Source organism: Micromonospora sp. DT233 (assembly GCF_049841815.1).
GTDB lineage: Bacteria > Actinomycetota > Actinomycetes > Mycobacteriales > Micromonosporaceae > Micromonospora.
In genome coordinates this window covers 41,139-65,332 of record NZ_JBNCLB010000013.1, presented here as the reverse complement: position 1 = coordinate 65,332, position 24,194 = coordinate 41,139, and the positions used below count along the sequence as shown (strand labels likewise).

General features: G+C 73.8%; 23 protein-coding genes. 9 read left to right on the top strand and 14 right to left on the bottom strand.

Annotated features, from left to right (window positions below):
- Nucleotides 1–172 precede the first annotated feature (172 nt).
- The 3 genes from ACLQ2V_RS22635 to ACLQ2V_RS22625 all read right to left on the bottom strand — a co-directional run bounded on the left by ACLQ2V_RS22635 (nt 173) and on the right by ACLQ2V_RS22625 (nt 2,544).
- A complete protein-coding gene (locus ACLQ2V_RS22635; RefSeq protein ID WP_425720561.1) occupies nt 173–904 on the bottom strand; it encodes a DUF4158 domain-containing protein in 732 nt (243 codons plus the stop codon).
- A gap of 259 nt (nt 905–1,163) precedes the next feature.
- Complete coding sequence (locus tag ACLQ2V_RS22630; protein WP_425720560.1) at nt 1,164–1,724, bottom strand: TetR/AcrR family transcriptional regulator; 561 nt, start codon at nt 1,722–1,724, stop codon at nt 1,164–1,166.
- Nucleotides 1,717–2,544, bottom strand: coding sequence for an alpha/beta fold hydrolase (locus ACLQ2V_RS22625; protein ID WP_425720559.1), 828 nt, complete (start codon nt 2,542–2,544; stop codon nt 1,717–1,719). Before ACLQ2V_RS22625 ends, ACLQ2V_RS22630 begins: the two co-directional genes overlap by 8 nt.
- A gap of 128 nt (nt 2,545–2,672) precedes the next feature.
- Here ACLQ2V_RS22625 and ACLQ2V_RS22620 point away from each other — a divergent pair, with 128 nt between their 5' ends.
- The 3 genes from ACLQ2V_RS22620 to ACLQ2V_RS22610 all read left to right on the top strand — a co-directional run bounded on the left by ACLQ2V_RS22620 (nt 2,673) and on the right by ACLQ2V_RS22610 (nt 5,037).
- The gene (locus tag ACLQ2V_RS22620) at nt 2,673–3,314 is read left to right on the top strand and encodes a GNAT family N-acetyltransferase (RefSeq protein WP_425720558.1); all 642 of its coding nucleotides are present in this window, start codon (nt 2,673–2,675) and stop codon (nt 3,312–3,314) included.
- A 133-nt stretch (nt 3,315–3,447) separates the two neighbouring features.
- Complete coding sequence (locus tag ACLQ2V_RS22615) at nt 3,448–3,873, top strand: Hsp20/alpha crystallin family protein (RefSeq protein ID WP_425720557.1); 426 nt, start codon at nt 3,448–3,450, stop codon at nt 3,871–3,873.
- 168 nt (nt 3,874–4,041) lie between these two features.
- Nucleotides 4,042–5,037 (top strand): tyrosine-type recombinase/integrase, encoded by a 996-nt coding sequence (locus ACLQ2V_RS22610; RefSeq protein ID WP_425720556.1) that lies wholly within the window; start codon nt 4,042–4,044, stop codon nt 5,035–5,037.
- A gap of 51 nt (nt 5,038–5,088) precedes the next feature.
- Here the strand turns inward: ACLQ2V_RS22610 and ACLQ2V_RS22605 are convergent, their stop codons facing one another.
- On the bottom strand, nt 5,089–8,331 hold the full coding sequence (locus ACLQ2V_RS22605; RefSeq protein ID WP_425720555.1) for a BTAD domain-containing putative transcriptional regulator: 3,243 nt from the start codon (nt 8,329–8,331) through the stop codon (nt 5,089–5,091).
- Nucleotides 8,332–8,470: 139 nt separating this feature from the next.
- Here ACLQ2V_RS22605 and ACLQ2V_RS22600 point away from each other — a divergent pair, with 139 nt between their 5' ends.
- Nucleotides 8,471–9,352 (top strand): alpha/beta fold hydrolase, encoded by an 882-nt coding sequence (locus ACLQ2V_RS22600; protein ID WP_425720554.1) that lies wholly within the window; start codon nt 8,471–8,473, stop codon nt 9,350–9,352.
- A 56-nt stretch (nt 9,353–9,408) separates the two neighbouring features.
- Here ACLQ2V_RS22600 and ACLQ2V_RS22595 read toward each other — a convergent pair whose 3' ends face one another.
- Nucleotides 9,409–11,115: an acyl-CoA dehydrogenase family protein gene (locus ACLQ2V_RS22595; protein WP_425720553.1), complete on the bottom strand. Its 1,707-nt coding sequence runs from the start codon at nt 11,113–11,115 to the stop codon at nt 9,409–9,411.
- Between the two features lie 111 nt (nt 11,116–11,226).
- Between ACLQ2V_RS22595 and ACLQ2V_RS22590 the strand changes: the two genes are divergently transcribed.
- Entirely contained in the window at nt 11,227–11,685 is a 459-nt protein-coding gene (locus ACLQ2V_RS22590; protein WP_425720552.1) for a hypothetical protein, read from the top strand.
- 7 nt (nt 11,686–11,692) lie between these two features.
- Here ACLQ2V_RS22590 and ACLQ2V_RS22585 read toward each other — a convergent pair whose 3' ends face one another.
- The 4 genes from ACLQ2V_RS22585 to ACLQ2V_RS22570 all read right to left on the bottom strand — a co-directional run bounded on the left by ACLQ2V_RS22585 (nt 11,693) and on the right by ACLQ2V_RS22570 (nt 15,508).
- Nucleotides 11,693–12,406: a thymidine kinase gene (locus ACLQ2V_RS22585; RefSeq protein ID WP_425720551.1), complete on the bottom strand. Its 714-nt coding sequence runs from the start codon at nt 12,404–12,406 to the stop codon at nt 11,693–11,695.
- Nucleotides 12,407–12,459: 53 nt separating this feature from the next.
- Complete coding sequence (locus ACLQ2V_RS22580; RefSeq protein ID WP_425720550.1) at nt 12,460–13,848, bottom strand: MFS transporter; 1,389 nt, start codon at nt 13,846–13,848, stop codon at nt 12,460–12,462.
- A 21-nt stretch (nt 13,849–13,869) separates the two neighbouring features.
- Nucleotides 13,870–14,637, bottom strand: coding sequence for a glycerophosphodiester phosphodiesterase (locus ACLQ2V_RS22575; RefSeq protein WP_425720549.1), 768 nt, complete (start codon nt 14,635–14,637; stop codon nt 13,870–13,872).
- A 76-nt stretch (nt 14,638–14,713) separates the two neighbouring features.
- On the bottom strand, nt 14,714–15,508 hold the full coding sequence (locus ACLQ2V_RS22570; RefSeq protein ID WP_425720548.1) for a lysophospholipid acyltransferase family protein: 795 nt from the start codon (nt 15,506–15,508) through the stop codon (nt 14,714–14,716).
- A gap of 191 nt (nt 15,509–15,699) precedes the next feature.
- Here ACLQ2V_RS22570 and ACLQ2V_RS22565 point away from each other — a divergent pair, with 191 nt between their 5' ends.
- From ACLQ2V_RS22565 to ACLQ2V_RS22555, 3 genes are all read left to right on the top strand, one after another.
- The gene (locus ACLQ2V_RS22565; protein ID WP_425720547.1) at nt 15,700–17,115 is read left to right on the top strand and encodes a cytochrome ubiquinol oxidase subunit I; all 1,416 of its coding nucleotides are present in this window, start codon (nt 15,700–15,702) and stop codon (nt 17,113–17,115) included.
- 15 nt (nt 17,116–17,130) lie between these two features.
- The gene (cydB, locus tag ACLQ2V_RS22560; protein WP_425720546.1) at nt 17,131–18,129 is read left to right on the top strand and encodes a cytochrome d ubiquinol oxidase subunit II; all 999 of its coding nucleotides are present in this window, start codon (nt 17,131–17,133) and stop codon (nt 18,127–18,129) included.
- A 116-nt stretch (nt 18,130–18,245) separates the two neighbouring features.
- Nucleotides 18,246–19,436, top strand: a complete 1,191-nt coding sequence (locus ACLQ2V_RS22555; RefSeq protein WP_425720545.1) for a GNAT family N-acetyltransferase — start codon at nt 18,246–18,248, stop codon at nt 19,434–19,436.
- 67 nt (nt 19,437–19,503) lie between these two features.
- Here ACLQ2V_RS22555 and ACLQ2V_RS22550 read toward each other — a convergent pair whose 3' ends face one another.
- From ACLQ2V_RS22550 to ACLQ2V_RS22530, 5 genes are all read right to left on the bottom strand, one after another.
- Nucleotides 19,504–20,196 (bottom strand): hypothetical protein, encoded by a 693-nt coding sequence (locus ACLQ2V_RS22550; RefSeq protein ID WP_425720544.1) that lies wholly within the window; start codon nt 20,194–20,196, stop codon nt 19,504–19,506.
- Nucleotides 20,197–20,262: 66 nt separating this feature from the next.
- Nucleotides 20,263–20,724, bottom strand: a complete 462-nt coding sequence (locus ACLQ2V_RS22545) for a peroxiredoxin (RefSeq protein ID WP_425720543.1) — start codon at nt 20,722–20,724, stop codon at nt 20,263–20,265.
- Between the two features lie 129 nt (nt 20,725–20,853).
- Complete coding sequence (locus ACLQ2V_RS22540; protein ID WP_425720542.1) at nt 20,854–20,979, bottom strand: MFS transporter small subunit; 126 nt, start codon at nt 20,977–20,979, stop codon at nt 20,854–20,856.
- Complete coding sequence (locus ACLQ2V_RS22535; protein ID WP_425720541.1) at nt 20,976–22,373, bottom strand: OFA family MFS transporter; 1,398 nt, start codon at nt 22,371–22,373, stop codon at nt 20,976–20,978. The genes ACLQ2V_RS22540 and ACLQ2V_RS22535 overlap by 4 nt, the downstream gene beginning before the upstream one ends.
- Nucleotides 22,374–22,466: 93 nt before the next feature.
- Entirely contained in the window at nt 22,467–22,946 is a 480-nt protein-coding gene (locus tag ACLQ2V_RS22530) for a cupin domain-containing protein (RefSeq protein ID WP_425720540.1), read from the bottom strand.
- A 239-nt stretch (nt 22,947–23,185) separates the two neighbouring features.
- Between ACLQ2V_RS22530 and ACLQ2V_RS22525 the strand changes: the two genes are divergently transcribed.
- The gene (locus ACLQ2V_RS22525; protein WP_425720539.1) at nt 23,186–23,884 is read left to right on the top strand and encodes a TetR/AcrR family transcriptional regulator; all 699 of its coding nucleotides are present in this window, start codon (nt 23,186–23,188) and stop codon (nt 23,882–23,884) included.
- Nucleotides 23,885–24,194: the final 310 nt, after the last annotated feature.

Genomic DNA, 24,194 nt, shown 5'->3' with positions numbered 1-24,194 from the left:
GTCGCGCGGCAGGCGCTGATCGACGCGCAACGCTGACCCATCGTCCGGCCGGCGAGCAGCAAGCCATCTGACGAGGCTTACTGCTCGCCGGCCGATTCGCTCCTTTGGCGCCGGGCGTGAAGCCGTCGACGGATCCGGCCCGGCCACCAGAGCAGGGCCAGCAGCACCACAGCTACCACCACGGCGGGCAGGAGCAGGCGCAGCGCGGAGATCGGTCGACCGGCCCCTGACGCAACCTCTCCAGCGGTGACACCCGCCGACCCGCCGGCACCTCGACCAAATCCAGGAGCAGACCGGCCTGCCGCGCAGACACCATCGCCGCCAGAGTCGTCCACAGCCGCACGTGCGACAAGCGGACCACCCGGGCCACCAGCCGCTCCAGCTCTCGTACCGCAGGCAGCAGCACTTGACGAGCCAGCAACCAGGCCAGCACTCCCTGAAAGATCACCTTCGGGCCCGCACCCGTCGTCCACGCCCGGTGATCGATCCAGGCCGTCAGGTCCTCGCGGACGTCGGCGAACTCCCGCCATCCGTCGGCCACGATGGTCTCCCGACGGTGCTCCCACTTCGTGTTCGCCCGCTCCACGTACGTCTTCACACACGAGGCGTCCGCGATTCCCAGCTGGGTGGCCAGCACGTCCACCACAACCGACGGCACGTCGATCGGGTCGTCCAGGAACGTGCCCAGGTACCGCACCGTCGTCAACTGCAACGCGAACCCCAGCCGGTTGCCGTCACCCCGACGCTTGGCCAGCAATACCCGGTCAGCGTCGTCAAGGAAGAAGAACCGCTCCAAGTCCTCCACCGACGGCGGCCCGTCGAAACACCCGTACGTCGCGACCTGCCGCGCCGACAGGAACGGCCTCTCGTTCCCGTCTCCGACCTGCTCATCTATGGCAGACACGAACGACCAAACTACGCGACATCCGCGAAGCCGAATACCCATCGGCTGGCCATGACCTCAGCCCAGACGCTTAACGCCAGTTTCCGCAAGATCGTTAGTCACGGGCCTGATCACCGGGGCCAACAAGGGCATCGGGTACGAGACCGGCACCCTTCAGGACGAGGCGGGCCCGCTGCCGTGGTGAACCCCCGGTGCGCCGGCACACCCCGCCCTTGCGGGGTGTGCCGGCGCACCGGCCCCTGATCCGGGTGGGGGCCGCTCAGCGGGTCAGGCCCCGGTGCGCGAAGTCGATCAGCCATTCGAAGCTGTCGTCGACGTCGGTGTCGAGTTGGAAGCCGCCGGCGGCCTCCAGGGTGGCGAAGCCGTGGAAGAGGCTGCGCAGCATCCGCAGCGCGTGGACGGTGTCGGCCGGGTCGCTGCGGTACCCGGCCAGCACCGCCGACAGCGACTGCATCACCCGCGCGCCGGCGGCGACGAGCGGGTCGTCGGGTGTGTCGGCGGTGATGCGGATGGTGGTGGCGTAGCGGCCGGGGTGGGCGGTCGCGTAGGCCCGTATCGTCGTCGCCGCCGCCGCCAGGGCGTCGCGGCCGGCGCGGCCCTGCAGGGCGTCGCGCAGTGCGTCGCCGAGTTCGGTGAGGGCCAGCACGGCGATGCGTCGGTGCAGGTCGGCCTGTCCGCCGACGTGTTTGTACAGCGACGGCGCGCGTACGCCGAGCCGCTCGGCCAGCGCGCCCATGGTGACGTTGCCGAGGCCGACCTCGTCGGCGAGCGCGGCGGCGGCGACGACCACGGCCGCCGGGTCGAGCCCGGCTCTAGGCACGGGCGTGCTCGGCGAGGAACGCCAGCAGCAGCGCGACTGTCTGCTCCGGGAACTGGGTGTGCGGGTAGTGCCCGGCGCCGTCGATCACCGCCAGGGTGGCGGCGGGCATGGCCGCGACGATCGCCGCACCCTCGGCGCGCGGGTCGGCCCAGTCGGGGTCGAGGGAGCCTTCGACGATCAGCGCCGGGCAGCGCACGTTGCCCAGTTGCGCGCCCGCGTCGACGGGCGCGGAGCGGCCCATGCGCCGCATCGCCCGCATCCGTCCCGGCTCGGCGAGCTGCGCGGCGTTGCGCCGCAGCTGGTCGTCCCAGTCGGTCGGTTTGCGGCCGGGGAACGCCACGTCGAGGTACTTGTGCCACCAGGTGACGCTGCCCAGGGCACCGGCCAGCAGCAGCCGGGTCATGCCGGCGCGGTACCGGCCCACGCGCAGGTCGGCCAGGCTGATGGACTGTTTGCGGGTGAATGGGGCGAGCTCGACCACGCCGGTGACCAGCTCGGGGGCGCGCGCGGCGGCGATGGTGACCGCGCCGCCGGAGATGGAGTGCCCGACCAGCGTGGCCGGGCCGCCGAGGTGGCGCACCAGCGCGATGAGGTCCCCGGCGATGTCGGTGCGGGTGTAGTCGGCCCAGTCGGCGCTGGACTGCCCGCAGCCGCGCAGGTCGAGCGCGGCGACGCGGTGGCCGGCGGCCACCAGGTGGGGCACGACGAAGCGGTACGCGGCGCGGCTGTCACCCATGCCGTGCGCGAGCACGACGAGCGGACCGGAGCCGGTCACCTCGTAGGCGAGGGTGCCGCCGTCGACGGCGAGAAAGGTGGGCATGGCGTCCCCCGACAGGGTGGCTAATGTTGTTAGCTAAAAGCTAATGGAATTAGCCAATGGTTGTCAACCGGGGATGGGCGCGGTAACTCGGTGGCGCGGCGCGCGGCCCGGTCGCCATGATCGGCGCCATGCGCGTCGACCTGTGGCCCCCGTACGGCCTGAGCATCCGCACCCCGCGACTGCAGCTGCGCCTGCCCGGCGAGGAGGAACTGGCCGCGCTCGCCGACCTGGCGCCCGCCGGCGTGCACCGGCCCGGCGAGCGGCCCTTCCTGACCCCGTGGACCGAGGGCGGTCCGGCCGACCGGGCGCAGTCCGTGCTGCGCGGGCACTGGGGGCGCCTCGCCGAGTGGGACGTCACGGCGTGGAGCCTCGGGCTGGCGGTCCTGCGCGACGGGGAGCCCCTCGGCGTGGTCACGCTCCGCGCGCAGGACTTCCCGGTGGTGCGCGAGGTGGCGACCTCCTCGTGGCTGGGCCTGGCCCACCAGGGGCAGGGGTACGGCACGGAGGCCCGCGTCGGCCTGCTCACCCTCGCCTTCGACCACCTCGACGCGCGCGCCGCCCGCACCGAGGTCTTCCAGGACAACCACGCCTCGCAGGCGGTGTCCCGCAAGCTCGGCTACGCCGCCGACGGCATCTCCGTCGACGCCCGGGGCGACGAGGCCCTGGTCTCCGACCGGCTCCGACTAACCCGGCAGGTGTGGCGGCGACGGGAGCGCGTCGCGGTGCGGGTCGACGGGGTGGCGGCCTGCCGCCCGATGTTCGGGCTCTGACCCGCCGGGGGAGAAATTTCCGGGCCGGCGGGGTTGACGACCGCCGCGGACCTGCGATAAATAAGAACCAGGTCTTGAGTCACCCCGACTCAACTTGACACCTTCGGCCAAGGAGATCCGAGGAGGCACCGCCATGCTGATGCGTACCGACCCGTTCCGTGAGATCGACCGGCTCGCGGAGCAGTTCTTCGGGACCACCTCCCGCCCCGCGGTGATGCACATGGACGCCTACCGCGAGGGCGACCACTTCTACGCCGCGTTCGACCTGCCGGGCGTCGACCCCGACAGCATCGACTGCACCGTCGAGCGCAACGTGCTGACCGTCCGCGCGCAGCGCCGCCGCCCCACCGGCGACGGCGTCGAACTCGTCGCCGCCGAGCGCCCGATGGGCACCTTCAGCCGGCAGCTCTTCCTCGGCGACACCCTCGACACCGACCACTTGGAGGCCGCGTACGACAACGGGGTGCTGACCCTGCGCATCCCCGTCGCCGAGCGGGCCAAGCCCCGGCGGGTGGCCGTGAGCAGCAACGGCAACGGCCGCAAGCAGATCGACGCCTGAAACACCCCACGCCGCGTCGCCAGCGCCCCGGTTCGGCCCCGGCGCTGGCGACGCGGCGTACGCGCATTCCACGGCGCTCGCCGCCGACGCAACCCCGCCGGGTGTGCTCCGCCACGAGCCGGGCGCGCCTCACCGCCGATCCGCCCACCGGCTGAGAGTCTTTCCCGTATGCCTGTCGAGTTCCCGGTTCCCGCGCGCGGCGCGGCCCTACCGGCCCTGACCGGGGCCGGGCCGGGCGAGTTCACCGAGGCGTGGCTGGCCAACCGGCGGCTCTCCGCGCACACCCGCGACGCGTACCGCCGGGACGTGGCGGGCTGGCTGGCCTGGTGCGCCGCCCGCGAGCTGAACCCGCTGCGGGCCAACTTCCTCGACGTCAACTCCTACGGCCGGCAGCTGGAGGACCCGACCGCGCGCGGCGGCCGGCCGTTGAGCCCCGCCACCGTGGCCCGCAAACTGTCGGCCCTGTCCAGCTGGTACGACTTCCTGGTCAAGCTGCGGGCCGTCGACGCCAACCCGGTCTCCGGCGCCGACCGGCCCCACGTCGACCGGGACCACTCCGCGACGGTGGGCCTGACCCCGGAGGAGGTCGACGCGCTGCTGGCCGCCGCCGACGCCGACACCGGCCCGGCGGCCGCCCGCAACCGGGCGGCCGTGGCGCTCCTGGCGGACCTGGGGCTGCGGGTGGGGGAGTTGGTGTCGCTGGACGTGACCGACCTGGGCGCGGAACGCGGGCACCGCAGCGTCCGGTTCGTCGGCAAGGGCGGCAAGCCACGCCGGCGGGCACTGACCCCGTCGACCACGTACGCGGTGGACGCCTACCTGGCCGAGCGGGCCGCCGCGCAGGGCGTCACCGTGCCCGAGCTGACCGGCCCGCTGCTGGTCGCCACGACCGGCACCCGGCTGGACCGGCACTCGGTGTTCCGGCTGGTGCGCCGGCTGGCCCGCGCCGCCGGCCTCCCCGCCTGGGCGCAGCTGTCCCCGCACTCGCTGCGGCACGCGTTCGCCACCACCGCCCGCGCCGAAGGGGTGCCGCTGGAGGACGTGCAGGACGCGATGGGTCACGCCGACCCGCGCACCACCCGCCGCTACGACCGCGACCGGCACAACCTCGACCGCGACCCGGCGTACGTGATCTGGGCGGCGCGGGCCCGCCGCCGGGGCTGACAGCCGAAGCGGGCGCGGCCGGCGGCGGGGCTGACGGGCCCACCCGGTTGTTCAGCCGTCGCCGGGGCGGGCCAGGGCCGCTTCCAGGTCGGCGAGGTGGTCGGCCACCGGGCCGAGGGTGAGCAGCCCGCTGCCCGCGCCGGCCAGCTCACCGGCGGCGGGCAGCAGCGCGGCATGCACGCGCCGCATGGTGGCCTGGTCACCCAGGGCCAGCGCCGCCCGCCCGGCCAGGCAGAGCCGGGCCTCCCACAGCAGGTCATGGGGCGAGTCGGGCAGGTCGCGCAGCGCCCCGGCGGCGGCCTCGCGCTGCCCGGCGCCCAGCAGCAGCAGAGGGCGCACCCACGGCTCGTGCGGACCCCAGTCCCACCCGTCGTCGACCAGCCCCGCCCCGCCCGTCTCGCGCTGCCGGGTCAGCCGCAGCGACAGCAGGGCCAGCGGGAGCAGACCCTCCTCCAGACCGGACATGCCGCTGCCGGCCAGCCGGGCGTGCGCGACCTGGTACGCCGCCTCCGCGTCCACCCACCGCCCGGACATCGCCAGGCGCAGCGCGGCGTACCAGCCGGTGAAGACCGCGACCAGCGGCAGGTCGTACCGGTCGGCGAGGCGTTGCGCGGCGCGCGCGGCGGCGTCGGCGGCGCGCAGGTCGGCCAGGGCGCAGTGGGCCTGCACCAGGATGAGGTGGCCGAGCACCTCGAAGGTCACCAGGTCGTGCCGGGCGGCCACCTCGACCAACTCGGCGCCGATGCGCGCCCGCAGGGGGGCCCGCCCCGGCCGGTCGAAGGCGTGCATGAAGCGGGCGTTGAGGGCCAGGGCCAGCAGGGCCGGGTCGCCGGACGCCCGGGCGATGGCCTCCGCCTCGCCCGCCGCCCGACGACCCCGGTCGGTGGTGGTGCCGCGCAGCTCCAAGGCCAGGGTGCTCAGCAGCCGGCTGCGCTGCGCGCCGTCACGGCCCACGCCGGCCAGCGCCCGGTCGACGGCCTGGACGATCCGGTGCGACAGCGCCTCGTCGTCGTTGCGGGTCCAGACGGCGGGCACCACGAACTCGGTCAGCACGGCCACCGTCAGGTCGGGGTCGTCGACCCGCCGCTCCGCGTCGAGCGCCTCGGCCCGGTACCGGCGGGCCCGCTGCAGGTGACCGGTGACGGCGAGGGTGCGGCCCAGCCCGAGCAGCGCGGCGAGCCGGTCGCGGGTGTCGCCGTGACCGGCCCGGTCGTGGGCGGCCACGGCCTGGCCCCAGAGGCGGGCCGCGTCGTGCGGGTGGCAGCGGCGTTCGGCCTGCTGCGCGGCGGCGTGGGCGTACCGGGCGGCGCGGGCGGCCACACCGGGGCCGGTGGCGAGGGCGAAGTGGTGGGCGAGGGCGACGACGTCGTGGGGGCGCAGCCGCTGCATCGCGTCGCCGACGGCGGCGTGCCAGCGGCCCCGGCGCAGCGCTGGCAGGTCGTCGTAGAGGGTGTCGCGTACCAGGATGTGGGTGAACCGCAGCCGGTGCGGGTCGCCCCCGGTGAGGAAACCCGCCTGCGCGGCGCGGTCCAGGGCGTCGAGGGTGGCCGATTCGTCGCCGCCGAGCGCGGCGAGCACGTCCGGGTCGATGTCGCGGCCGAGTACCGCCGCCTGGCGCAGCACGGTCCGGGTCGGGTCGGGAAGCTGCGCCAGCCGGTGCCGGATGACGTCCCGCACCCCGGTCGGGACGCTGCTCGACGCGGCGTCGCCCTCCTCGGCGAGCAGCCGGGCCAGTTCCCGGACGAAGAACGGGTTGCCGTCGGCGCGGAGGTGGATCAGCCGGGCGGTCGCGGCGTCGAGGTCCCGTCCCGTGACGGCGCGGGCCAGGTCGCCGGTCGCCGGCTCGGACAACCCGCCCAGTCCGATGCGCAGCGGTTCGAGGCGGGCACAGCGGGCCAGCGCCCCGGTCAGCTCGGCGTTGACCTCGGCGGGGCGGAAGGTGCCGACGACCAGCACCGGGCCGGTGACCGGCTGCGCCGGGGTGAGCAGCGCGGTCAGCAGGTCCAGGGTGTCGCCGTCGGCGCGGTGCAGGTCGTCGAGGACCAGCAGCACCGGGCCCCGGCGGGCCGCCGCCGTGACGCGCGCGGCCACGGCGCGGTGCAGCCGGAACCGGGCCACGGCGGGCTCCGGCGCGGCAGCGGCGGCGTCGGACGGGTCGGCGCCGGTCGGGTCACCGGGACGGCCGGCGGCCAGCGCGTCGGTGATCTGCGTCCACGGCCACGCCACCGGGGCCCCGTCGTACTCGGGGCTGCGGCCCCACGCCGCCGTCCAACCGTCCCCGTGCAGCCGCCCGGTCAGGGCCTCCACCAGCGCCGTCTTGCCCGCGCCCGCCTCGCCGCCGACCAGGGCCAGCGCCGGCCGGCCGCGCCGGGCCACGGACCCGGCCAACGCCAGCAACCGCCCCTGCTCCTCGTCGCGCCCCACCAACGGCGGCTGCGGTGGCGGCGGTCCGCCGACGGGCACCACCAACGGCGGCGCGGCGACGGGCACCACCACGACGGCCGGCAGGTCCAGGTGGGGGGCCTGGGCGAGCACGTCGGCCTCCAGCTGCCGCAGGCCGACACCGGGGTCGACGCCGAGTTCGGCCGCCAGCGTCCGCCGGGCGCGACGCAGCGCGGCCAGGGCGTCGCCCTGGCGACCGGCCCGGTACAGGGCCAGCGCCAGCAGCCGCCAGGTCTCCTCGCGCAGCGGGTGAGCCTCGGCGTGGGCGCGCAGCTCGGCGGCGGCCTCGGCGGCCCGGCCCAGCGCCAGCAGCGCCTCGGCCCGCCGCTGCGCGGCCAGCAGCCGCAGCTCGTCGAGCCGGTCGATCTCCGCGCGCGCCCACCCGTCGGCGGCGTGTTCGGCGTACGCGGGACCGCGCCACAGGCCCAACGCGTCGTCGACGCCGGTCAGGGCCGCCTCGGCCCGCCCGGCGGCCAGCAGCCGCCCCGCCTGGTCGACGGCCGCCTCGAACCGCCACGCGTCGACCGCCCCCGGGGCGGGTTGCAGCGCGTAGCCGGGCGCGGCGGTGACCAGCAGCCGGGCCGCCTCCCGGGGCGGCCGGTCGGGTTCCAGGGCCCGGCGCAGGTCGGCGACGAAGGTGCGGATCGCCGCCACCGGGGCGTGCGGGGGTGTCACCCAGAGGTCGTCGACGAGCCGGTCGACCGGCACGACCCGCCCCCGGGCGACCAGCAGCCGGGCCAGCACCGCCCGGTGGCGGGGGCCCCTGAGCGCGACCGGGCCGGCCGGGGTGTCGGCGACCACCGGGCCGAGCACCCCGAAGGTCACCGCCGGTGCCGTGGTCCGCCCGTCCATCGCTCCCACTGTAGGCCGGCCGGGCCGCTCATCCGCTGCTCATCCGCTGCTCATCGGCCGCTGATCGGCGCCGGGCAGGCTCGGTGTCGACGACCGGCGCCGTGCCGGATCCCCGTCACCCCCACCGGAAGGCTCACCCGTGCAACCGAGGATCAACGGATTCGACTACCAGCGCGTCACCGTCGCCGACGGGGTGGCCCTGCACACGGCGGTGGGCGGCACCGGCAGCCCGATCGTGCTGCTGCACGGCTTCCCGCAGACCCACCTGATGTGGCGGCACGTCGCCGCGCGGCTCGCCGCCGACCACACGGTCATCTGCCCGGACCTGCGCGGCTACGGCGACAGCGACAAACCGGCCGACGTCGACGGCGCCCGCTACGCCAAGCGGACCATGGCCGCCGACGTGGTGGCCCTGGCCCGCGAGCTGGGCCACGACCGGTTCGCCCTGGCCGGCCACGACCGGGGCGCCCTGGTCGCGGTCCGGACGGGCCTGGACCACCCCGACGCGGTCACCCACCTGGCGGTGCTCGACGTGCTGCCGACCCTGGACATGTGGGACGTGCTGCACGGCGTCGACGCCGCCGTGGCCTTCCACCTGTACCTGATGGCGCAGCCACCGGGCCTGCCGGAGGCCCTCATCGGCGCCGCCCCGGACGCGTTCTTCGCGTACTTCCTCGACGCGTGGGCCGCCGACGCGCAGTCCCAGCCGGCCGACGTGCGGGCCGAGTACCTGCGGGCATCGGGGGAGGCGGTCACCTCGATCGTCGCCGACTACCGGGCGTCGGCCGGCGTCGACGTCGCCGACGACGCCGCCGACCGGGCCGCCGGCAACCGGCTGGCCATGCCACTGACGGTGCTGCAGCAGGACTGGGGCGCCGCCCTCGGCTACGACGCGGCCGCCCTGTGGCGGGCGTGGGCGACCGACCTGGAGCACCGCACCGTGCCGTGGGGGCACTTCATGGCCGAGCAGGCCCCCGCCGAGGTGACCGCCGCCCTGCGGGCGCTGCTGACCCGCCGCTGACCGGCGGCCGGCACCGCCACGGGGCAGGCCGGCTCGGTCTGCCCGGCCGGCGGCGCTCAGCAGAGCAGGTCGAGGTGGCGGTGGGCGTCGGCGGAGATGTCCTCGCGGCGCAGCCGCCGCCGCGCCCACAACCGGGCGGCGACCTCGGCCTGCTCGTCACCCCACGCGGCGTGCTCCACCAGCAGCGCGCAGGCCACCGCGGCGGCCAACCGCAGCGCCAGCCCCCGCGCCCCGGCGACCACGCCGGCGGCGCGCGGGTCGGCGACCACGTCGGCCAGGGCGGCGCGCAGCTCAGCGGTGACCGCCGCCAGGGTGTCGGCCAGGGCGGAGCAGAGCGGTCGGGCCAGCTCCACGGCGGCGGCCAGCCGCCGCAGCAGCGGCGCGCCGGCGTCGTCGCGGGTGACCGCCCGCAGCACGTCCAGGGCGAGCACGTTGGTGGTGCCCTCCCAGATCGGCAGGACCTGCGCGTCGCGCAGCAGCCGGGGCACCCCGGTGTCCTCCACGTACCCGGCGCCGCCGAAGCACTCCACGTACTCGGCGGCCGACGCCACGGCCAGGCGGCCGGTGGCGAGCTTCGCCAACGGGGCGACCACCCGCAGCTCGGCGGCGGCGTCCGGGTCGGCGCCCACCTCCACCCGGCCTAGCAGCGCGAAGGCGTGCCCGGCCAGGGCGAACGCGGCGGCGGCGTCGACGCCCAACGCGCCGAGGGTGGCCCGGTGCAGCGGATGGTCGGCCAACCGGGCACCGCCGGCGTGCCGGGCGTCGGCGTACGCGCGGGCCAGCGCCAGGCCCCGACGCATCCCGCCGGCCGCGGCGGCGGCGTTGTGCACCCGGGTCACCACCACCAGGGTCATCGCCCGGACCAGGCCGGGCACCTGCGGGTCACCCAACGGCAGCGCGTACGCGTCGGTCAGCCCGATCTCGGCGGTCGGCAACGCCCGGGTGCCCAGCTTGTCCTTGAGCCGGTGCACCCGCACCCCCGGGGCGGGGTCGGCGGCGGCGGCGGTGATCCCGGCCAGCGGCGAGTCGGCGGCGTAGCGGGGCACCAGGAACGGGGCGAGGACCCGGCTGCCCGCCCCGGCGCCCTCCGGCCGGGCCAACGCCACCGCCACCGGGGCGTCGGCGGCGGAGCAGAACCACTTCTGCCCGGTCAGCCGCCACGACCCGTCGGCGGCGGGCCGGGCGATCGTGGCCGACCCGGCCAGGTCGGAGCCGCCCTGCGACTCGGTCATCCACTGCCCGGACACGACCGCGGTGTCCGGGTCGGTGGAGGTCAGCCGGGGCAGCCACGCCTCGCGCACCGGCGCGTCGACCTCCGGCAGGCTCAGCAGCGCCGCCGCCCCGTCGGCCATCGCCACCGGGCAGGAGAACGTCGCCGACTCCGGCCCGTACAGGTGCAGCAGGGCGTGCTGCACGACGCGGGCGGCGGCCCCCCACGCGGCGCGCGCCGACGGCAGGTAGGGCAGGGCGACCACGGCGTGCCGGGCGGCGGCGGCGCGCTGGGCCCGCCACCCGGCGCAGGTGTCGATCCGGTCGATGCGCGCCCCCCACGGGTCGTAGCGCACCAGCTCCGGCGGGTGGGCCTCGGCGTCGGCGTGCGCGGCGCGCAGCGACCCGGTCACCTCGCCGGCCAGGTCCACCAGGCGGGGCTGCGCGGCGGCGAACCCGCCCGCGCCCAGTTGGCGGCGCAGCCACGACCGCAGCAGGGCGTCGCCGGTGTACGGGTCGCCGAGAGTCGGGGCCGGCTGCACGTAACGGGTCATCGTCTCGCCTTTCGCTCGCGCGCGCTGCGCCGACCGTAGACGACCCCCCGGGGGCGGCGACAGGGGCGAGTTGCTGCGCGCCACCGCACCGGGCACCTACGGTCACAGGTGATGGGCACCGACGGGGGGTGGCACCGACCGGCCCGGCGCGGCCGGCCGGCGCGCACCGGCGCGCTGGCCGCCGCCGCCGGGCTGGGGCTGTGCCTGGTCGGCGCCGCCGGGCTGGGGGCGTGGAACGTGCAGGTGGTCACCGGGGCGGCCGGTCCGGTGCGGGAGACCGCCGACGGGTTCCTGCGCGACGTCGCCGCCGGCGACGCCGACCGGGCCTACGGGCGGCTCTGCGCCGACGCGCGCACCCGGTGGAGCGGGTCGGGGTTCGCCGCCTGGCTGCGCACCCCGCCCCGGGTCACCGGCTACGAGATCACCGACGTGAGGGTCGCCACCCGCGGCGGCCGGCCCCGGGGCACGGTGGCGGTGCGGCTGATCCGCGACGGCGGCGCCGGCGCCGCGCACGACCTGCCGGTGGTGCGCGACGACGACGGGTGGCGGGTCTGCGGGGACCCGCTCTGAGCGCCGGCTACCGGTCGCCGAGGTCCCCGGCGCGGTGGTGACGCCGGCAGAGCACCTGGTAGCGCACGTCGGCGCTGTTGGCGGTGTCACCGATGACGACCTGTTCGCCCTCGCGCACCACCCGCCCGTCGACGACGCGGGCGTTGAGTAGCCCCTCCCGCCCGCACCAGCACAGCACCTCGACCTGGATGCGGGCCACGGAGTCGGCCAGTTCGAACAGCCGCTGGGCGGCGGGGAACAGGCACGACCGGAAGTCGGTGGCCAGGCCGAAGGCGTACACGTCGACGTCGTAGCTGTCGACCAGCTCGGCCATCTGCTCGATGTGGTCGAGGTCGTAGAACGACGCCTCGTCGCAGATGAGGTAGTCCACCCGCACCCCCTCGGCCCACGCGTCGCGGACCAGGTCGCGTAGGTCCAGGCCGGTGGTGACCTCGATTGCGGTGTGGGCCAGGCCGATGCGGGTGGTGACCTGCGGGCCCAACGACCGGTCGATGCGGGTGGTCACCAGGCCCCGGCGGCCCTGCCGGGCGTGGTTGTAGTTCATCTGCAGCGCCATCGTGGACTTGCCGCAGTCCATCGGCCCCCAGAAGAACTTCAACGCGGCGGCGTGCAGCGGCCGGCCGTTGACGCCCCGGGCGGCGGCGCAGCCGGTGCGGGTGCCCTCCGGGCCGGGCAGGGGACGGGCCAGGCAGAACGGTGCGTCGGCGGCGTCGTGGGTCACGTCGGGGCAGCCTAGCCCATCACCGCCGGCCACCCCGAGCGCGTGCGGCCCCGCTACAGCACCCTGGGTGGGGTGTTGCCGGCGGCGACGATGGCCCGGCGGATCGGCACGAGCGCCAGCAGCGCGAACCCGACCACGAAGAAGATCAGCAGGGAGACCAGGCCCACCCGGTAGGAGGCGGTGAGCTGGAACACCAACCCGAACAACAGCGGGCCGAGCCAGCTGGTGCCCTTGTCGCTGATCTCGTAGAAGCCGTAGTACTCGCCCTCCTTGCCGGCGGGGATGAGCTGGCTGAACAGCGACCGGCTCAGCGCCTGGCTGCCGCCGAGGACCAGGCCGATCGCCCCACCGAGGATCATGAACGGCACCGGGGCCTCGGCGGGCAGCCGGAACGCCGCGATGATCACCCCGGTCCAGAGCACCAGGCTCAGCAGCACCGTCTTGCGCGCCCCGATGCGCCTGGCCAGCGCACCCAGGCCCAACGCCCCGCCGAAGGCCAGGAACTGCACCAGCAGGATCGTGGTGATCAGGGTGCTCTGGCCCAGCTTCAGCTCCTCGGTGCCGTACTGGCTGGCCAGGGTGATCACGGTCTGGATGCCGTCGTTGTAGACCAGGAACGCCAGCAGGAACAGCAGCGTCAACGGGTACGCCCGGACCTCCCGCAGGGTGCGGCCCAGCTGCCGGAACCCGTCGACGAGCACGTTGCCGCCGCCGCGCAGCGCCTCGGCGGTGGGATGGTCGCGCAGCCACCGCAGCGGCAACAGGGTGAACACCGCCCACCACACCCCGGCCGACACGATCGACCAGCGGGCCAGGTCCAGGGTGCGTTGCGGGTTGCCGTCCTCGCTGAGCATCGTCACGGCCACCAGGTTCAACGCCAGCAGCACCCCGCCGCCGAGGTAGCCGATGGCCCAGCCCCGGCTGGAGATGCCGTCGCGTTCGTCGGGGCCGCCCAGTTGCGGCAGGAACGAGTTGTAGACCACCACGGCGGCGCCGAAGGAGATGTTCGCGACCAGGAAGAGCGCCCCGCCGAGCAGGTACCGCTCGCCGGTGACGAACGCCATCGCCACGGTCGCCCCCGCGCCGGTGAACGCGAACGCCGCCAGCAGCCGCTTCTTGTGCCGCGACCGGTCGGCCACCGCCCCGGTCACCGGCAGCACGAACACCGTCAGCAACACCGACAGGGAGATCAGGTACGGGTAGTACGAGCCGGCGGCGACGCGGATGCCCAGCGGGTACACGTACCCGTCGCAGTCGTCGGCGCCCAGCGCGCACCCGGCGGCCAGCTCGGCGACGGTGGTCAGGAACGGGCCCAGGAAGACGGTGATGACGGTGGTCTGGAACGCCGAGTTGGCCCAGTCGTAGAGGTACCAGCCGCGCCGCTCCCGGGGCGTCGACGCCGGTGGTGGGGTGTCCACCGCAGGGGTGAGCGTCTCGGCCATCAGGTCCTCCGCCGGGGTTGGTCAGGCGGCCCAGTGGCCGCGGCTGCGGTAGACGTCGCGCAGCACGCCGACGTGATCGGTCATGATGCCATCCACACCAAGATCAAGTAACTCGTGCATCTGGGCAGCTTCGTCGATCGTCCAGACATGCACCTGCAACCCCAACCGGTGCGCGTAGTCGATCAACCGGCGGTCCACCACCGGGATGCGCCCGAACCGCGGCGGCACCTGCGCCGCCACCACCGACGGGTCCAACCGCACCGGCCGCCCGTGCAGCGACGCCACCCGCAGCCGGGCCACCCCACGCGCCCCCAGACCGGTGGCGACCCGCCCACCGGTGGCCGCCCGCAGCCGCGCCAACCGGGCGTCGCTGAACGACGCCAACAGCACCCGGTCACCGGCCCCGACGCGACCCAGCGCCGCGACCGTCGGGACGACCCCGCCGTCGGCCTTCACGTCGACGTTGAACCGCACCTGCGGCCAGGCGCCCAGGACGTCGTCGAGGCGCGGCACCACCGCCGACCCGCCCACGCGCACCGACGCCAGGTCCGCCCACCGCAGCTCGGCGATGCGCCCCGGCTCACCGGTCACCCGGCGCAGGGTCGGATCGTGGAAGACCACCGCCACCCCGTCGGCGGTGGCGTGCACGTCGGTCTCCACGTACCGGTAACCCAGCTCCACCGCCCGGGTGAACGCGGCCACGGTGTTCTCGTCGCCGTCGGCCGCGCCGCCGCGATGGGCGAACGCCAGCGGCGCGGGGGCGTCGAGGTAGCCGCAACGGGACCGCACGAGGGGCAGTATGCCCGCCCGGGGCGCGCCCCGGCCACGATCGCCGCCGCGTCGACCCACCGTCGCCGCCGCGCCCTCACCGCCCCCGACGGCGGTGCGCGCGGCTGGTGTCCACGGGACGGCCCGGGTCGACGTGCCGGGGCCGGTCCGGCTCGTCGGGGCGCAGCGGCACCAGCGCCTCGGTGATCGCGTCGACGATCCGGTCGGTGGCCACCCGGGCCGCGCCGCCGGCGGCGGGATCCACCCCGGCCAGGTCCACCGGCGCCCCGAAGCGCACCCGCAGCGTCGGGCGACGCCGCACCGCCCGGACCAGGGCGCCCAGCATGCCCTTCGGGGCCTGGTACGGCAGCACCTCGTGCGAACCCCACTGGGCGACCGGGACCACCACCGCGCCGCAGGCCAGGGCGAGCCGGGCCACCCCGGTCTTGCCCCGCTCGGGCCACAGACCCGGGTCCAGGCCGATGCGGCCCTCCGGGTAGACCAGCACCACCGACCCCTGCGTCACCGCCTGGGCGGCGTCGTCGAGGGAGCGGTGCACCGCGGCGCTGCCCCGGTCGACGCGGATGTGCCCCGCGTGGCGCATGACCGCCCCGAGCACCGGGGCGCGGAACAGCCCACCGGTGGCCATGAACCGGGGGACCACCCCGCGGGCCCGACACGCGGCGGCCAGCACCACCGGGTCGAAGGGGCTGAGGTGGTTCGCCGCCAGGATCAGCGGGCCCCGCCGCAGCGCGTCGGGCACGTCGCCGCTGACCTCGATGCGGGCCAGCGCGGCGACCACGGCGTGGGCCAGCAGCAGCGCCCCGCGCCAGAGCAGGGGCGCTTGCCAGGGGCGGGTGGGGGCGTCCGTGCGGGGGGTGGGAATGTCCATCAGCGCCCGATGATCGCACCCGCGCGCCACCGCCGGACTCGGCCGGACGGGGGAGCGGGGCAGGCCCGCACGGCCCGCACGCGCGGGGTCATTGGTCCCGGGTCGGGTCGGGACCTCCGCCCCTGCAGATCGGCCGCACCACGCAGTACCCTCTACTACGTCTCGTAGTATGACTAGCTGGGGGTTACCAGGTGGACGCGTTGGACGTCGCCCGATGGCAGTTCGGTGTCACCACCGTCTACCACTTCCTGTTCGTGCCGCTGACCATCGGCCTGTCCGTCCTGGTCGCGATCCTCCAGACCCGCTGGCACCGCACCGGCGACGAGCGCTACCTCAAACTCACCAAGTTCTACGGGAAACTCTTCCTCATCAACTTCGCCATGGGCGTCGTCACCGGCATCGTGCAGGAATTCCAGTTCGGCATGAACTGGAGCGACTACTCCCGCTTCGTCGGCGACATCTTCGGCGCACCCCTGGCCATCGAGGCCCTCGTCGCCTTCTTCCTCGAATCCACCTTCATCGGCCTGTGGATCTTCGGCTGGGACCGGCTGCCCAAGCGCCTGCACCTGGCCGCCATCTGGGCCGCCGCCATCGGCACCAACCTCAGCGCCTACTTCATCCTCGCCGCCAACTCGTTCATGCAGAACCCCGTCGGCTACCGCCTCAACCCCGACACCGGCCGCGCCGAACTCACCGACTTCATCGCCGTGCTCACCAACAAGGTCGCCCTGATCACCTTCCCGCACACCCTCGCCGGCGCCTTCCTCGTCGCCGGCAGCCTCGTCGCCGCCGTCGGCCTCTACCACGTCATGCGCAACCGCGACAGCGCCGACACCAGCGCCTACCGCCACGCCACCAAGTTCGGTTCCTGGGTCGTGCTCGTCTCCGCCGCCCTCGTCATGATCACCGGCGACATCCAAGGCAAGATCATGACCCAGGTGCAGCCGATGAAGATGGCCGCCGCCGAAGGCCTCTACAACACCGAGAGCCCCGCCTCCTTCTCCGTACTCACCATCGGCAGCCTCGACGGCAGCCGCGAGGTCTTCGCCCTCAAGATCCCCTACCTGCTGTCCTACCTCGGCACCGGCGACCCCAACGGCACCGTCCAGGGCATCGACGACCTCCAGGCCCAGTACGCCAGCCAGTACGGCGCCGGCAGCTACACCCCGATCATCCCGGTCACCTACTGGAGCTTCCGCTTCATGATCGGCTTCGGCCTCGCCGCCGCCGCCATCGCCCTGCTCGTCCTCTGGACCCACCGCAAGGGCCGCACCCCCACCAGCACCTGGCTGCTCCGCGCCGGCCTGATCATGCCCCTGCTACCACTGGCCGCGAACTCCTTCGGCTGGATCTTCACCGAGATGGGCCGCCAACCCTGGATCGTCTTCGGCGAGATGCTCACCCGCGACGGCGTCTCCCGCAGCGTCTCCCTCACCGAAGTCCTCACCTCCTTCACCGCCTTCACCCTCATCTACGCCGTCCTCGCCGTCATCGAAGTCAAACTCCTGCTCCGCTACGCCAAAGCCGGCATGCCCGAACCCACCGACAACCCCGACATCGACGACACCCACGACGACGCCGAGCGCCCGCTCGCGTTCGCCTACTGAGCCCCGGAGACCACCGTGGAACTCACCACCATCTGGTTCCTGCTCGTCGCGGTCCTCTTCACCGGGTACTTCATCCTCGAAGGATTCGACTTCGGCGTCGGCATGCTGCTACCCGTACTCGGCCGCGACGACCGCGAACGCCGCGTCCTGATCAACACCATCGGCCCCGTCTGGGACGGCAACGAGGTCTGGCTCATCACCGCAGGCGGCGCCATGTTCGCCGCCTTCCCCGAGTGGTACGCCACCCTCTTCTCCGGCTTCTACCTGCCGCTGCTGCTCATCCTGCTCGCCCTCATCATCCGCGGCGTCGCCTTCGAATACCGCCACAAACGCCCCGAACACACCTGGAAACGCCGCTGGGACACCGCCATCTTCGTCGGCTCCCTCCTCCCCGCCGTCCTCTGGGGCGTCGCCTTCGCCAACATCCTGCGCGGCGTACCCCTGGACGCCGACCACGAATACACCGCCGGCCTGCTCAACCTGCTCAACCCCTACGCCCTGCTCGGCGGCGCCACCACCGCCGCCCTCTTCCTCACCCACGGCGCCGTCTTCATCGCCCTCAAGACCGTCGGCGACATCCGCCACCGCGCCCGCGCCCTCGCCGTACGCCTCGGCGTCGGCACCGCCGCCCTCGCCGTGGCGTTCCTCGGCTGGACCCTCACCATCCGCTCCAGCACCGCCGCCGTCGCCCTCGCCGTCGCCGCAGCCATCGCCCTGCTCGCCGGCCTCGCCGCCGCCCACCGGCGCCGCGAAGGCTGGGCCTTCACCGGCACCGCCGTCGCCATCGCCCTGGCCGTGGCCACCCTCTTCGCCGCCCTGTTCCCCAACGTGCTGCCCTCCACCGGCGACCCCGCCGGCACCCTCACCACCGTCAACGCCGCCTCCACCCCCTACACCCTCAAGATCATGACCTGGGTGGCGGTCATCTTCACCCCCATCGTCCTGGCCTACCAGGGCTGGACCTACTGGGTGTTCCGCAAACGCATCGGCGTCGCCCACATCCCCCAACACTGACCCGACCCACGCACACCCCGAGGGCACCGCACCGCACACCGGCGCGGTGCCCTCGACGCACCACCCACGGGCAAAACCCCACCCGCAGCACACCAGCCCACCACTATCGTCGCCCCATGCCCCAACCCACCGTCCACATCCGCGAACTCACCCCCGACGACCTCCCCGCCGCCTGGACCCTGCGCCAGCACGCCTTCGGCATCGACCCCCAACCACCACCCCCGGCCACCACCATGCCCCCCGGCGCGACCCGCCACGGCGCCTTCGACACCGCCGGACAACTCCTCGGCCAAGCCGTCGACCTGCACCACCACCAATGGTGGAACGGCCGCCCCGTCACCGCCGCCGACGTCGCCGGCGTCGCCGTCGCACCCGCCGCCCGAGGCCGAGGCGTCGCCCGCGCCCTACTGACCGCACTACTGCGCGGCGCACACGACCGCGGCGCCGCCGTCAGCGCACTCTTCCCCACCACCACCGCCCCCTACCGCGCCTGCGGCTGGGACGTCGCCGGCGCCCTGCGCACCCTCGACATCACCACCACCGCCCTGCCCCGCCACCGCCCCGCACCCCACCTCACCATCCGCGACGGCCACCCCACCGACCTACCCGCCGTCACCGACCTCTACGAACACGTCACCCGCCACCGCCGCGGACTACTCACCCGACGCGGCCCCCAACACGTCCACCCCACCGACACCCTGCCCACCGACGGACTCACCCTCGTCGAACACGACCACCAGCTCGTCGGCTACGCCACCTGGAACCGCGGCCGCGGCTACGGCACCGACGCCGTCCTCACCGTCGACGACATCCACGCCACCACCGCCGACGCCGCCCGCGCCCTCATCGGCTCCCTCGCCAGCTGGGCCAGCGTCGCCCCCACCCTGCGCCTGCACCTCCTCGACGGCGACGCCGTCACCGCCCACCTGCCCGTCGAGACCGCCCGCGAACAACACCGCGACACCTGGATGCACCGACCCGTCGACGTCACCCGCGCCATCGCCCAACGCGGCTGGCCCACCCACACCCGAGGCACCACCACCTTCACCCTCCACGACGACCTCGCCGACTGGAACACCGGCACCTGGCGCCTCGACATCGCCGACGGCACCGCCGAACTCACCCCCACCCACACCGACACCCCCCTGCACCTCACCGTCCGCGGCTTCGCCCAGCTCTACACCGGCGCCAGCAACGCCGAAACCCTCCACCACGCCGGCCTGCTGCACACCGACGCCAACACCGACCCCCGCCCCCTCGACCTCCTCGCCGCCGCCGGCCCCGCCCACCTGCACGACTACTTCTGACCCCACACGACAACCCGCCCCCGCCGCGACAGCGACGAGGGCGGGGGACAAGCACACCAACAGACGGTCAGCCCGCCTCACGCAACTCCGCCAACCGCACCTCGATCTCCGCCAACTCCGCCCGCAACCGCTCCGCCTGCTGCTCCGCCTCCGCCCGCTCCGCACCCACGATCTGCTCCACCGCCTCCTGCACCCCCGGAACATCCACCAACGCCACCATCCGCAACGCCTCCGCCGGCTTCACCACGTACGGCTTCGCCAACGCCTTCGCCCCCTGCTGCGCCGCCACCGTCCACTCACCATCGGCGTACGCCAACGTCACCGTCAGACCCGCCGGGCCCTTCGCCTTCGCCGCCTTCACCGGCCGCCGCGCCGGCTTCACCTCCACCTGCGCAGACTCCACCCTCGGCTCCTCCCGCCGCGCCGCCGGCACCCGCGGCGTGTCCAACACGAACTCCGGCTCCACCACCGGCGGCGCCACCGGCTCCGGCTCCACCCGCACCTCCGCCACCTTCCGCCCCGCACCCCGAGGCGCCACCGCCACATCGGCGGGGGAGAACGGCAACTCGTCACGACCGAACCGCACCACCACGAACTCGTCGGACACCGCCGGATCGGTCAACCCCACCACCTGACCCACCTGCCCGGCGACCTGCCCCGCCGACGAGGTGAACACCACCTTCGGCTTCCGGCCGGCAGCCAACGCCTCCCGGATGCTCTGCACCTCGTCACTGGACAAACCCTGACCCGCGGCACCCATCACAACCCTCTTCCGTACACCTGTTTGATTTCTGCCTTGATACCAGCCCGCTGCGACACCCCCACCTCAGCCCCCCAACGCCCGCAACGCCCGATCCGCATGCTCGTTCATCCCCAACTCGCTGTGCACCACCTCCACCACCCGCCGGTCCACCCCGATCACGAACGTCATCCGCCGCGCGCTCAACGGCCCCAACGGCACCCGCCGCAACACCCCGAACTGCCGCGCCACCACACCATCCACATCCGACAACAACGGATAGTCGAACCCGTGCAACCGGGAGAACTCCGCCTGCTTGGCCACCGGATCCCGACTGATCCCCACCCGCTGCGCACCCACCGCCGCGAACTCCGCCGCCAGATCCCGGAAATGACAGCTCTCCGCCGTGCACCCCCGCGTCATCGCCGCCGGATAGAAGAACAACACCACCGGCCCCGCCGCCAACAACTCCGACAACCGCCGCGACACCCCCGACTCGTCCGGCAACTCGAAATCCTCCACCAGATCCCCGACCCGCAACTGCGCCACCCTGACCACCCCTCACCTCGACGACCCGACCCCGGCAGCCTAGGCGACCAGCGACGACACCGCCCTCGCCACCGTCGCGCGGTGACACCGCCCAACGCGGGGGAGAGGGACCGCCTTCGGCGCGCGCCCTCAGCCGGTGAACAACTTCGCCGCCGTCAGCACCGTCTGCACCACCCCGTAGCCCAGCAGCACCGCCACCAACAGCCAGGAGATCCACAACCGAGCCGCCTGCCCGGACGAACCCGACGCCTTCACGCCTTGCCCCCTTCCACCGAACCCGTGCCGACGGACGCCGGCTCGTGGAACCGCTCCGGCACCGGCCGCACCAGCAGATTCGCCGCGAACCCCACCGCCAGCACCCCGACCATCGTCAACAACGCCGGCCGGTACGCCGCCGCGGTCAACGTCCCCGGCTCACCCTCCGCGTCCAGGAACCCGTTGACGATCAACGGACCGGCGACACCGGCCGCCGACCACGCCGTCAACAACCGCCCGTGGATCGCCCCCACCTGGTACGTCCCGAACAAATCCCGCAGGTACGCCGGCATCGTGGCGAACCCACCCCCGTAGAACGACAGGATCACGCACGCCAACGACACGAACAACGCCGTCGCCACCTGCCCGGACAGCGCCAACAGCAGGTACAGCACCATCCCCACACCCAGATACAGCACGTACACCGCCTTACGGCCGATCACGTCCGACGCCGAGGACCACACGAACCGGCCCGCCATGTTGAACAGCGACAACACCCCCACGAACCCACCCGCCGCCGCCACCGACACCGCCGACACCCCATCGGAGCGGAAGAAGTCCTGGATCATCGGGCTCGCCTGCTCCAGAATCCCGATCCCGGCGGTCACGTTGCAGAACAAGACCACCCACAACAACCAGAACGACCGCGTACGCAGCGCGTTCGCCGCCGACACACTCGCCAGCGTCACCATCGGCTTCGCCGCCGCCCGCGCCGGGTCGAACCCCTCCGGCCGCCAGTCGGGCGCCGGCACCCGCACGTTCGCCACCCCGAACATCATGATCACGAAATAGCCGACACCGAGCGTCACGAACAGCCACACCAGCGCCGACCCCGAGGCCGTCGACGCCGAGTTGCCCGGGTCGTAGCCCGGGTCGTACAGCGACAGAAGCTGCCGCGACAGGGGAGAGGCCACCATCGCGCCACCCCCGAACCCCATGATCGCCAAACCGGTCGCCAGGCCCGGCCGGTCCGGAAACCACTTGATCAACGTCGACACGGGGGAGATGTAGCCGATGCCCAGGCCGATGCCGCCGAGCAGCCCGTAACCCAGGTACAACAGCCACAACTGACTCGTCGCGATGCCCAGGGCACCCACCAGGAACCCCACCGCCCAGAAGCACGCCGCGACGAACATCGCCTTACGCGGCCCGTTGCGCTCCACCCAGGTCCCGGCCACCGCGGCCGACAACCCCAGCATCACGATCGCGATGCTGAAGATCACCCCGATCGCCGTCTGACTGACGTCGAAGTGGGTGATCAGGGAGTTCTTGTACACGCTGGTCGCGTAGACCTGGCCGATGCACAGGTGCACCGCCAACGCCGCAGGCGGAATCAACCACCTGCTGTAACCGGGCGGTGCGACGGTGTGGCGCCGATCCAATCCAGAAAGCATGCCCCTTGTCTTCCCGGAAGTTCACGAAAAACTCCCACCCCGCCACACCGGCTTCGGACGGGCCCCACGGCCAACCCGAAAGCCCACCCGTCGTCACTGCCCGCCCGGCGGCAACATCTCGCTGGCGTAGAACGGGGCAAGATCGAGCGCACGTTGCCGCCGCTCGCCGAGCTCCTCCTCGCTGAGCTCCGGCGGGGGAGCAGTACGGGAGTCGACGAGGTCACCACAGCGCATGAAGAACTCGTCCTGCCCGGCCGGAGCGCAGAGGCAGAGCATCCGCACCGACCCATCCGAGTTGTTGCGGAACCGGTGCGGGGCGTTGGCCGGGATGTTCACCGTCGACCCCGCCGACACGCTGGTCACCGTGTCACGGAAGAAGAAATCCACGCTGCCCTCCACGACCGTGAACATCTCCTCGAAATTGTGCCGGTGCCACGGCGGACCACCCCCGGCCGGCACGTACATGTCGAGCAGGCAGTAGGCCCCGTTGGTCTGCTTCCCGGTCACCAACACCGTGTACGTCCCACCGGCCAGCGAAACGTGCGCCACGCCGGACGAATCGGGATCAACCACGACCAACTCGCGGGTCGGATCGTCAGCCGGAAGCGGCGTGGGCCTCCCGATCTCCGGCCGGTCGGGCTCCTGCGTGGCGGTATGACCCATCATGCTCCCTCCCACCGCTGACGCGCGGACAGGTCAACCCGGACGCCGGGCGACACACCAGAATGCGGCCGCCACTTCCGAGCCAGCTCTGGATCCACCCAACCACGTTATGAACGCAACGTCCATATAATTCGTGCGAGCATGACCGCATGAGCCTGCCGGCCACTCCCGACGACCGCGCCCGACAGGCCGAGCCCGCACCCGCCGAGCCCCCGCAGGGCGTGCTGCGGCGCGGCCGCGGCCGCCGACCCACCGAACAGGTCCGCGCCGAGATCCTCGCCGCCGCCGGCCACCTGCTACTCAGCGAGGGAATGGCCACCTTCACCATCGAACGTGTCGCCGCCCTGGCTGGAGCGAGCAAGACGACGATCTACAAGTGGTGGCCGTCCCGAGGCGCGCTGGCCATCGAGGGCTACGCCCGCACCGTCGACGCGGCCCTGGCCGTCCCCGACACCGGGGACATCGAACACGACCTCACCACACAACTGCTCACGTACGCGCAGCTCCTGCGCGCCACCCCCGCCGGCAAGGTCACCGCCGAACTGCTCGGGGCGGCGCAGACCGACCCGCTGCTGGCCGAGAGCTTCCGCCGCACCTACTCCACGCCACGGCGCGCGGTCGGCCTGGCCGCCCTGCGCACCGCGCAGGAGCGCGGGCAGATCCGTTGCGACGCCGACGCCGAGGTCCTCATCGATCAACTCTGGGGGACCTGCCTGTACCGACTGATGATGCGCGACCAACCCCTGACCGACGACTTCGTCCGGGCCGTCGTGCGCAACCTCATGGACGGAGTACGCCCGACCGGCGCACCCGGCCCGAACTCCGCACCCGCCGCCGGCCCGCGGTGACACCCGGGAACGTCGGTCGGGTGGCTCGCCGCCGAGCGCGATCGGCGCGCCGCGGGGACACGACACACCGCCGCCTGAGCGGGCCGAGACGACTCCTCGGCCCGGATTCGATAATGCACATTATGTAAAGTAGCGGTTCACGAGGGCCTCCCCAGCAGTAGGCCCTCGCCCCTCACCTCTCGCCCGGCCACCGTCGCGGGCCACCCTTCGGTGTCACCGCCCCGGCCGACGTCCCCGCGCCGCCGCAGTGGGCACGACGGCCGCAAACGTGGCCGGACGGCACGGGCCGGTGCCGATGCGACGCCGGGCA

Excerpts from the sequence above, each read along its gene's own strand:
- ACLQ2V_RS22525 (WP_425720539.1), top strand. The coding sequence starts at position 23,186 with ATGAGCCTGCCGGCCACTCCCGACGACCGCGCCCGACAGGCCGAGCCC.
- ACLQ2V_RS22625 (WP_425720559.1), bottom strand. The coding sequence starts at position 2,544 with ATGCCCACCTTTCTCGCCGTCGACGGCGGCACCCTCGCCTACGAGGTG.
- ACLQ2V_RS22555 (WP_425720545.1), top strand. The coding sequence starts at position 18,246 with ATGCCCCAACCCACCGTCCACATCCGCGAACTCACCCCCGACGACCTC.
- ACLQ2V_RS22550 (WP_425720544.1), bottom strand. The coding sequence starts at position 20,196 with ATGGGTGCCGCGGGTCAGGGTTTGTCCAGTGACGAGGTGCAGAGCATC.
- ACLQ2V_RS22615 (WP_425720557.1), top strand. The coding sequence starts at position 3,448 with ATGCTGATGCGTACCGACCCGTTCCGTGAGATCGACCGGCTCGCGGAG.
- ACLQ2V_RS22595 (WP_425720553.1), bottom strand. The coding sequence starts at position 11,115 with ATGACCCGTTACGTGCAGCCGGCCCCGACTCTCGGCGACCCGTACACC.
- ACLQ2V_RS22570 (WP_425720548.1), bottom strand. The coding sequence starts at position 15,508 with ATGGACATTCCCACCCCCCGCACGGACGCCCCCACCCGCCCCTGGCAA.
- ACLQ2V_RS22590 (WP_425720552.1), top strand. The coding sequence starts at position 11,227 with ATGGGCACCGACGGGGGGTGGCACCGACCGGCCCGGCGCGGCCGGCCG.
- ACLQ2V_RS22535 (WP_425720541.1), bottom strand. The coding sequence starts at position 22,373 with ATGCTTTCTGGATTGGATCGGCGCCACACCGTCGCACCGCCCGGTTAC.
- ACLQ2V_RS22580 (WP_425720550.1), bottom strand. The coding sequence starts at position 13,848 with ATGGCCGAGACGCTCACCCCTGCGGTGGACACCCCACCACCGGCGTCG.
- ACLQ2V_RS22620 (WP_425720558.1), top strand. The coding sequence starts at position 2,673 with ATGCGCGTCGACCTGTGGCCCCCGTACGGCCTGAGCATCCGCACCCCG.
- ACLQ2V_RS22605 (WP_425720555.1), bottom strand. The coding sequence starts at position 8,331 with ATGGACGGGCGGACCACGGCACCGGCGGTGACCTTCGGGGTGCTCGGC.
- ACLQ2V_RS22610 (WP_425720556.1), top strand. The coding sequence starts at position 4,042 with ATGCCTGTCGAGTTCCCGGTTCCCGCGCGCGGCGCGGCCCTACCGGCC.